The 9,092-nt window shown below is 72.2% G+C and carries 6 protein-coding genes; 4 read left to right on the top strand and 2 right to left on the bottom strand.

All coding sequences use genetic code 11. The features are described from left to right. Positions 1-18: 18 nt before the first annotated feature. Both AB0H32_RS44285 and AB0H32_RS44290 read right to left on the bottom strand, forming a co-directional pair. Positions 19-1,875, bottom strand: coding sequence for a cellulase family glycosylhydrolase (locus tag AB0H32_RS44285; protein ID WP_361134069.1), 1,857 nt, complete (start codon positions 1,873-1,875; stop codon positions 19-21). Positions 1,876-1,972: 97 nt separating this feature from the next. Beyond that, the gene (locus tag AB0H32_RS44290) at positions 1,973-4,006 is read right to left on the bottom strand and encodes a translation factor GTPase family protein (protein ID WP_361134072.1); all 2,034 of its coding nucleotides are present in this window, start codon (positions 4,004-4,006) and stop codon (positions 1,973-1,975) included. 274 nt (positions 4,007-4,280) lie between these two features. On the opposite strand from AB0H32_RS44290, the gene AB0H32_RS44295 reads away from it, so the two are divergent. From AB0H32_RS44295 to AB0H32_RS44310, 4 genes are read left to right on the top strand one after another with little or no spacing between them, the layout of a single operon-like run. Then, positions 4,281-4,763 (top strand): (2Fe-2S)-binding protein, encoded by a 483-nt coding sequence (locus AB0H32_RS44295; RefSeq protein WP_361134075.1) that lies wholly within the window; start codon positions 4,281-4,283, stop codon positions 4,761-4,763. After that, positions 4,760-7,123 carry a xanthine dehydrogenase family protein molybdopterin-binding subunit gene (locus AB0H32_RS44300; RefSeq protein ID WP_361134077.1) on the top strand — a complete coding sequence of 788 codons (2,364 nt, stop codon included), beginning with the start codon at positions 4,760-4,762 and terminating at the stop codon, positions 7,121-7,123. Before AB0H32_RS44295 ends, AB0H32_RS44300 begins: the two co-directional genes overlap by 4 nt. Further along, positions 7,120-7,974, top strand: coding sequence for a xanthine dehydrogenase family protein subunit M (locus tag AB0H32_RS44305; protein ID WP_361134080.1), 855 nt, complete (start codon positions 7,120-7,122; stop codon positions 7,972-7,974). The genes AB0H32_RS44300 and AB0H32_RS44305 overlap by 4 nt, the downstream gene beginning before the upstream one ends. A 15-nt stretch (positions 7,975-7,989) precedes the next feature. Beyond that, a complete protein-coding gene (locus AB0H32_RS44310; RefSeq protein ID WP_361134083.1) occupies positions 7,990-8,865 on the top strand; it encodes a MoxR family ATPase in 876 nt (291 codons plus the stop codon). Positions 8,866-9,092 lie beyond the last annotated feature (227 nt).

A 9,092-nucleotide genomic window follows, 5' to 3' on the forward strand; every position in this document is an offset into this window, starting at 1 on the left:
CCGGAGGCCGTGCCGCTGTCAGAAGCGCGCCGCCGCCCACGCGGCCAGCTCGGACCGCGCCGCGGCCAGCAGGTCCGCCGAGGGTGCCGTCGCCCCGTTGGTCACCAGCGCGTAGTGCAGGGCCCCGGAGTCCGTGTCGGTGACCAGCAGCCGGCGGCTGCCGGTGCCCCCCGGCTCGGGGGCCACGCCTATGGGAGTGGAGGCCGTATAGGCGGGCGGTCCGTGGATCGCGCCCAGGTCGGAGACGACGGTGGTCGCGGAGGCGGGGAAGGTGGCCGGCAGGTGCAGTTCGGTGGGTGCGGTGCCGCTTCCGGAGCGCCACACCAGCAGCCCGTACTGGCCCGAGCCCACCAGGCGTGCCACGTCCGGCAGCGCACTCGGCACCGGGTTCCAGGTGAGGGTGGCCGAGCCGTCCCGCGAGCGGTCCTCGTAGGTGAAGGCCAGGGTCGTGCCGGCGGTGGCGCTCGGGTAGATCCGGTCGAGCAGCCGGGCGTCCTGGCGCAGGATCACGTTCCCCGAGTCGTCGGGCTTCACGGCGGAGAGGTCCTCGCCGTTCCAGCCGTCGCCCGAGGTGACGACCTTGTCCGGGTTGCCGTTCATCAGCTCGTGGTGGCGGCCGTTGTAGAGGTCCCACTGCCACTGGGAGCCGGACAGCACCGGGCCGGACGCGGCCGGGTTCGTCCACCAACCCGCTCCGGCCAGGCGGGAGTCGAGCGCCTGGTACATCGCCTTGAGGACGGTCGGCGCCTTGTCGGACACCGTGCCGGACAGGGGATGACCGAACTCGCTGACCACGGCCGCGGTGCCGGCCGCCGAGGCGCGGTCGCGGACGGCCGCGAAGTCGAAGGCGTACTGCCCGTCGGCCGCCTTGCCCCACATCAGGATGCCGGAGATGGCCTTCTGGTCGTAGAAGTGGGTGTTGAAGACGTAGTCCGGGCCGAGCGTGCCCGCGTCCAGCAGTCCGCCCTCCTGCTTCTGGGTGGAGATGTTGGCGTTCCAGAAGAGGTTCGGCTCGACGAAGGCGGGCTTGTCCTGCCAGCCGGCGGCGTCCATGCGAGCCCGGAACCTCCCGTAGAACGGCCAGAGCAGGTCGCGTTCCCAGGTGCGCGAGGTCTGCCCGGAGTCATAGCGGCCCGCATACGGCTCGTTGTACGGGTCGAAGCCGACGATGCCCGCGAACTCGTCCTCGCCCAGGTGCTGCCTGAGGTAGGTCATGGTCGCCCCGGCCGTGGCGAGGAAGGCGTCCTGGAGACCGTAGACGTTGTGCCAGAAGTCGTACTGCGCCTGCTGCACGGCCGCGTTCTGGGTGATGTTCTGCCCCCAGAACAGGCAGATGCCGCAGAACTCCTTGGGGTAACTCCCGGCGTCCACGGCCCACTCGGGGGCGCCGTCGCCGGTGTACCAGCTGCCCGCGTCGAACAGGCGGCGGGAGTAGAGGTCCTGGTGGAAGTCGGGGTAGACCCGGATGCCCGCGTCCAGGAAGGCGCGCATCTGCTCGGTGACGGCGGCCAGGTAGGCGGTGTCCGGCCTGCCGCGCACGGGTTCCGCGTGCGCCCAGGAGAGCAGGAAGCGGACCGCGTTCCCGCCGCCGAGGGCGCGCAGTGCGGTCGCCGACGTGCGGGCGTCGGCGACCGAGGCGAAGGGCAGGCCGCCGTTCTCCTCCAGCTTGGTCTCGCCGGAGACGTTGTAGCCGCGCAGCACGACCTCGCGGCCCTGCCCGTCGAGGAAGCGGCCGCCTTGGACGGTGAGCGGGGTGCCGTCGAACCAGAGGGAGCCGGCCGGGAGGGCGGCGGTGGCGGGCGGGGCGCCCGCCACCGTCAGGAATCCGCAGAGGACGACCAGCACAGTCAGCAGACGCACCCGAATGCTCGTCATGTACACCACAGTCCGGCGGGGCGCCTGCAGCGTCAATACTTCTGACTCACAAGTAAGTTGACTGATGGTCATAACTGGGGGCGGGACCCCCGTACGCTCAGTCACCCACCCTGCGCGTCACGTTCAGCAGGTACTCCTTCCGGTCGAGCGGGTTGAGGTCGGTACGCGGCCGCTCGGGGGCCGGGCCGCGGGTGACCGGTGCGTAGCGGTCGAAGGCGGTCTCCAGCTCACCCTCGCCCCGGGTGAGGCCGGGCAGCCGCTGTTCCAGCTCATGGACCCGGGCGGCGGGGACGACGCCCTCCAGGACGACCGCTGGGCCCTGCGCCCCGGTGCCCTCCGGCACGGCTCCCAGCCGGGCGAGCACCGGCAGCAGGGTGCCCAGCGTGTCCGCAGGAACCTCGACGCGGAAGCGGTGCATCGGCTCGTGCACCAGGGTGCCCGCCCGGCGCAGCGCCTCGATCAGGACGAGCGGGGTCAGGCCCCGGAAGTCGTAGCCGGTGCTCGACATACTCTTGTCGAAACCCTGGTGGGCGTGGCTCTGCCGGGGCGAGTAGCCGGAGTGGGTCATGGTGACGGTGCAGTCGGTGACCTGCCAGCCGTGCAGCCCCTGGCCGAGGGTCTCGCGGACCGTGTCCTCGACAGCCTTGAAGAAGGCGTACGGCATGGAGCCCAGCTCGACCTCCAGACGGAACCGCACGCCCGAGCCGGGCGGGGCCGGATCGACGCACAGGCCGACGGTGGCGAGGAAGGGGTTGGGGTCCTTCTTGTTGAACTCCACGGCCCGTCCGGTGCCGGCCGGCCGTTCGATGCACAGGGTGGTGGTCTCCCGGAAGCTCACGTCCAGGCCGTACTCCTCGGCGAGGGTGGCCTGGACGACCTCCTTCTGCACCTCGCCGTAGAGGGAGACGGAGGTCTCCCCCCGCAGCTCGTCGTGGCGGACCCCGATGAGCGGGTCCTGTTCGGCGAGCTGGGTGAGCGCGAGGTGCAGGGACCGCCGGTCCGTCCCGGGCTCAGGGACGACGACCGTCTCCAGGGTCGGCGGCGCGAAGTGGTGCTCGTACGCCCTGCCGGGCGCGCCGAGCGCATCGCCGATCCGGATGCCGCCGAGGCCCCACACCTTCGCGATCCGGCCCGCCCCGACGCCGTCCTGCCGGAGGTCGGCACCCGCGTCGAAGACGGTGAGAGCGGTGACCCTGCCCTCCTGCCGGTCGCCCCCGGCCGTCGCCCGGCCGTCCCCGCCCTCACCACGGCCGCCCCCGCCCTCCTGGCGGGCGCTCCCGAAGGGGATGCGGTCTCGCACACGCAAGGCGCCGGAGAAGATCCGGGCGTAGGCGATCTCCTCCCCCGCCGGGCCCCGCTCGACCTTGAACACCGTGCCGGAGAGCGGGCCGTCCGGGTCCCCGTCGGCGCGGGGCAGCAGTCGCTCGATGCCGGTGACCAGCTCGTCCACTCCCGCGCCGGTGATCGCGGACCCGAAGACGACCGGGTGCACCTGGGCCTGCCGGGTCTGCGCGGCGAGGGCGGTGCGCAGGCGCGCGTCCGGGACATCGCCGTCCACATAGGCCCGGAGCAGGTCGTCGTCGCGATCGGCGAGCACGTCCAGGGCCAACGGGCCGAGGCCGGGCACGAAGCGGGCGGCGCGGGTACCGAGCCCGGTGGCCGCCCCCAGGGGCACGAGCGGTACGGCCAGCCTGCGCGCCATCTCCCACAGCACGGCCTCGCCGCGGGCGCCGCGCCGGTCGATCTTGTTGACGAAGACCAGGGTGGGGATGCGCAGCCGCCGCAGGGTGCGCATGAGGACCCTGGTCTGCGCCTGGACTCCCTCGACGGCCGAGACGACCAGGACGGCCCCGTCGAGCACGCCGAGCACGCGCTCCACCTCAGCGATGAAGTCCGGGTGACCGGGGGTGTCGATGAGGTTGACGGTCACTCCGCGGAGCGGGAACGACACGACCGCCGACTTGATGGTGATGCCGCGCCGGCGCTCCAGCGCCAGGGTGTCCGTCCGGGTGCTGCCCTCGTCGACGCTGCCGATCTCGTCCGTCACTCCGGCCGTGTGCAGCAGCCGTTCGGTCAGGCTGGTCTTACCGGCGTCTACGTGCGCGAGAATTCCAAGATTGAGCAGATGCACTGAGCGTGATGTCCTTCGGCATGGGTGGGATTCCTTCTTGGGCGGACATACACGCAGTGCGCATCTCTGGTCCTCTCCGTGTGACGTCGGGTCGGCAGCAGTGCAGCAGGACTGCCCCCGCGACAGCAATGGATTAACGCTCAACAAAATCCCGCGGCAGCGCTCGCCGCCGCCGGAGCACAGTCATAGAGTGACCTACATCATCCCGCTATGACCGATCTATTTCGTTCTCCCCGCTTTCCCCTCGCTCCTGCCCGCACGGTCTGGAGGGCACATGACCCACATCAAGGTGAACGTGGACGGCACGGCCTACGAGGACGACGTGGAACCCCGTCTGCTCCTGGCCCATTACCTGCGCGACCGCCTCGGCCTCACCGGCACCCCGATCGGCTGCGACACCTCGAACTGCGGCGCGTGCACCGTCGACCTGGACGGGGCGACCGTCAAGAGCTGCTCGGTGCTGGCCGTACAGGCGGACGGAGGCGAGGTGACCACCGTGCAGGGGCTGGCCGAGAACGGCGAGTGGACGCCGCTGCAGCGCTCCTTCCACGAGCGGCACGGTCTGCAGTGCGGCTACTGCACCCCGGGGATGATCATGGCGGCGCGCGATCTGCTGCGCGAGAACCCCCACCCCACCTCCGACGAGGTCCGGGAAGCCCTGGAGGGCAACCTCTGCCGGTGCACCGGCTACCAGAACATCGTCCGCGCGGTGCTCGCCGCCTCCGGGCAGCCGGTCGGCAAGGAGGTCACGGCATGACCGATCAGGCCGTCGAACACGAGGTCGGCCGCGCCCGCCTGCGCAAGGAGGACGCCCACCTCATCACGGGCCAGACCAACTGGACCGACAACATCCAGGTCGCCGGACTGCTGCACCTGGCCGTCCTGCGCAGCCCGATGGCCCACGCCCGCATCACCCGCGTCGACGTCTCCCCCGCTCTCGAACGCCCCGGGGTCGTCGCGGCGTTCAGCGGCGCCGATCTCGCCGAGGGGCTGGGCTCGCTGCCCTGCGCCTGGCCGGTGACCGAGGACATCGTGCTGCCCGACCACCCGCCGATCGCCGTCGACGAGGTCCGCTACGCCGGTGACCCGGTGGCCGTCGTGGTGGCCCGCGACCGGTACGCGGCGGCCGACGCGCTGGAGGCGATCGAGGCCGACTACGACCCGCTGCCCCCGGTGCTGGACCTGGAGGCGGCGCTGGCGGACGACGCCCCGCTGGTCCACGCCGACAAGGGCACCAACCGCTGCTACACCTGGCCGCTCGCCACCGGCGAGGCCTTCGAGGCCGTACGGCAGCGCGCCGAGGTCACTCTCAAGCGCCGCTACCACCAGCAGCGGCTCATCCCCAACGCCATGGAGCCGCGTGCGGTCGTCGTCACGCCGCTCGCCGCCTCCGGCGAGTACACGGTCTACTCGGCGACCCAGATCCCGCACATCCTGCGGATCATGCTGGCCACGATCACCGGGATCCCCGAGCACAAGCTGCGGGTGATCGCCCCGGACGTGGGCGGCGGCTTCGGCTCCAAGCTCCAGGTGTACGGCGAGGAGGCCCTCGCCCTCGCCGTCGCCCGGAAACTCGGACGCCCGGTGAAGTGGACCGAGTCCCGCTCCGAGGGCTACCTCGCCACCCACCACGGCCGCGGCATGATCCAGGACGTCGAGGTCGCCGCCACCCGCGAGGGCAGGCTGCTCGGAGTGAAGGTCGACCTGCTCGCCGACATGGGCGCCTACCTCATGCTCGTCACCCCGGGCATCCCGATCCTCGGCGCCTTCATGTACCCGGCGATCTACAAGATGGACGCCTACGAGTTCAACTGCACCGGCGTCTTCACCACCCGCACGCCCACCGACGCCTACCGCGGCGCCGGACGCCCGGAGGCGACCTTCGCCATCGAGCGGGTGATGGACGAACTGGCCGCCGAACTCGACCTGGACCCTGTGGAGTTGAGGCGCCGCAACTGGATCCGGCACGAGGAGTTCCCGTACACCACGGTCGCCGGGCTGACCTACGACAGCGGCAACTACGAGGCGGCGACCGAGAGGGCGCTCGCCCTGTTCCGGTACGACGAGCTGCGCGCCGAGCAGCGGGAGCGCGCCGAGCGCGGCGACCCCGTACGCCTCGGCATCGGCGTGTCGACGTACACCGAGATGTGCGGGCTCGCCCCGAGCCGGGTGCTGCGCGACCTCAGGTACGCGGCCGGCGGCTGGGAGGCTGCGAGCATCCGCATGCTGCCCACCGGCAAGGTCGAGGTCGTCACCGGCACCAGCCCGCACGGGCAGGGGCACGAGACCTGCTGGAGCCAGATCGCGGCCGACGTGCTCGGGGTGCCGTTCGATGACGTCGAAGTCGTGCACGGCGACACCAAGTCGGCCCCGCAGGGCATGGACACCTACGGCTCGCGGTCGCTGACCGTCGGCGGCGAGGCCGTGCACCGGGCGGCGACGAAGGTCGTGGAGAAGGCCCGGAAGGTCGCCGCGCACCTGCTGGAGGCGAGCGAGCAGGACCTGGAGTTCACGGACGGCGTGTTCTCCGTGAAGGGCTCACCGGAGGCGCGCAGGACCATCCAGGAGGTCGCCTTCGAGACGTTCACCTCGCACGACCTGCCCGACGGCGTCGAGCCGTCCATCAACGCCGAGACCCTGGTCGACCCGGAGAACTTCTCCTACCCGCACGGCACCCACCTGTGCGCGGTCGAGATCGACACCGAGACGGGTGCGACCCGCATCCGGTCGTACGTCTGCGTCGACGACGTCGGCCGGGTCGTCAACCCGACGATCGTCGAGGGCCAGGTGCACGGCGGCATCGCGCAGGGCATCGCGCAGGCACTGTACGAGGAGGCCGTGTACGACGACGAGGGCAACCTCGTCTCCGGCACCATGGCCGACTACCTCGTGCCGTCGGCCGCGGACCTGCCCGACTTCGTCACCGACCGGACGGAGACCCCGGCGGCCTCCAACTCCATGGGGGTCAAGGGCGTCGGGGAGGCCGGAACGATCGCCTCGACACCCGCCGTGGTCAACGCCGTCGTGGACGCGCTCAGGCCGCTGGGCGTGCACGACGTGCGGATGCCCTGCACCCCCGAGCGGGTGTGGCGAGCCGTGAAGGAGGCGTCGGCATGATTCCCCCGGCATTCGAGTACGCCCGACCGGAGAGCGTCGACGAGGCGGTGCGGGCGCTCGCGGACGCGGGCGAGGAAGCGAAGGTGCTGGCCGGCGGGCAGAGTCTGCTGCCGCTGCTGCGCCTGCGGCTGGCCTTCCCGGAGCTGGTCGTGGACGTCGGCCGGATCCCCGAGCTGCGCGGCGTCCGCGAGGACGGCGACACCCTCGTCATCGGTGCGCTGACCACGCACCACGACGTGCTCCACGACCCGCTGGTGCGCCGGCACGCCGGTCTGCTGGCGGTCGCGACGGCCACGGTCGCCGATCCCGCCGTACGGCACCGGGGCACCCTGGGCGGCTCGCTCGCGCACGCCGACCCGGCCGGGGACCTGCCCGCGGTGGTGCTCGCCCTGGACGGTGAACTGGTCGCCGCCGGGCCGGGCGGGCGGCGCACCATCCCGGCCCGGGACTTCTTCGTCGACTACCTCCAGTCGGCCCTTGCGCCCGACGAACTCCTCGTGGAGGTGCGGGTGCCGAAGACGGACGGCTGGACCTTCCACTACGAGAAGTTCCACCGGGTCGCCCAGGCCTGGGCGATCGTCGGCGTGGCGGCGCTGGTCCGGCGCACCGACGGGCACATCGCCGAGGCGCGCATCGGACTCACCAACATGGGCGCGACCCCGCTGCGGGCCACGGCGGCCGAGCAGGCGCTGACGGGTGCCGACGGTCCCGGGGCCGTGGCCCGGGCCGCCGAGGCGGCGGCCGAGGGCACCCGGCCGTCGCAGGACCTGTCCGCCTCGCCCGAGTACCGGGAGCACCTCGCGCGGGTGCTGACCAAGCGGGCGGTGCTGACCGCCGCCGGAATGGGGTGAGCACCGATCACCCGGATGGACGACCCGGAGCAGGTGCGGGCCTGCCTGGAGGAGACGGGCTACCTCGTCGACGAAGGGCTGGCCGTCACCTGCTTCCTGGCCCTGAGACTGCACCGGCCGCTGTTCTGCGAGGGCGACGCGGGCGTGGGCAAGACCGCGCTCGCGACCGCGCTGGCCGGGGCGCTCGGCGCGCCGATGATCCGGCTTCAGTGCCACGAGGGCATCGACGCCTCCCAGGCCCTGTACGACTGGGACTTCCCGCGGCAGCTGCTGCACCTCAGGGCTGCCGAGGCGGCCGGCGTCCAGGACGCGGACCGCCTGGAGAGCGAGCTGTACGACCAGCGCTTCCTCGTCGCCCGGCCGCTGCTGCAGGCCCTGCGGACGCAGCCGTCGGTCCTGCTCGTCGACGAGATCGACCGGGCCGACGACGAGTTCGAGGCGTTCCTGCTGGAGCTGCTGTCCGAGTACTCCGTGACGATCCCGGAGATCGGCACGCTGCGCGCCGAGGAACCGCCGGTGGTCGTCCTGACCTCGAACCGGACCCGGGAGGTACACGACGCCCTGAAACGGCGGTGTCTCTACCACTGGTTCGACCACCCCTCCTTCGCCCGCGAACTGGCCATCGTGCGCATCCGGTTGCCGCAGGTGTCGGCACGGCTGGCCGAGCAGGTCACCACGCTGGTGCAGGCGCTGCGGGGCGCCGACCTGCTCAAGCCGCCCGGAGTGGCCGAGACGATCGACTGGGCCGAGGCGCTGGCCGCGCTGGGGGCGACCGAGGTGGACGCGGAGCTGGCCGTGGCGACCCTGGGATCGGTCCTGAAGTACCGCGAGGACATGGACCGGGCACGGGGACTCGATCTCGCCGCCGTCCTGGCGGCCCGGGGGACGTGACCGCCATGACCGGCACGGGACGCAACAGGAACGCGGCTGCGGGGAGCGAAGGCCGGACGCCGGCCCGCCCGGGCGGGCCAGTCGGTTCGGGCGGGCCAGTCGGTTCGGGTACGCAGGGCGGTCCAGGTGGGCCAGCCGGCTCCGGTGGGCCGGACGGGTCCGCCGGGCCGGGCGGTTCGGGCGGTTCCGGCAGGCCCGGCGGTTCGGGCGGTGCAGGCAGGCCCAGC

This window comes from Streptomyces sp. NPDC020362, assembly GCF_040642095.1.
GTDB lineage: Bacteria > Actinomycetota > Actinomycetes > Streptomycetales > Streptomycetaceae > Streptomyces.

Coding starts and splice junctions, on each gene's coding strand:
- AB0H32_RS44310 (WP_361134083.1), top strand. CDS start 7,990: ATGGACGACCCGGAGCAGGTGCGGGCCTGCCTGGAGGAGACGGGCTAC.
- AB0H32_RS44300 (WP_361134077.1), top strand. CDS start 4,760: ATGACCGATCAGGCCGTCGAACACGAGGTCGGCCGCGCCCGCCTGCGC.
- AB0H32_RS44295 (WP_361134075.1), top strand. CDS start 4,281: ATGACCCACATCAAGGTGAACGTGGACGGCACGGCCTACGAGGACGAC.
- AB0H32_RS44285 (WP_361134069.1), bottom strand. CDS start 1,875: ATGACGAGCATTCGGGTGCGTCTGCTGACTGTGCTGGTCGTCCTCTGC.
- AB0H32_RS44305 (WP_361134080.1), top strand. CDS start 7,120: ATGATTCCCCCGGCATTCGAGTACGCCCGACCGGAGAGCGTCGACGAG.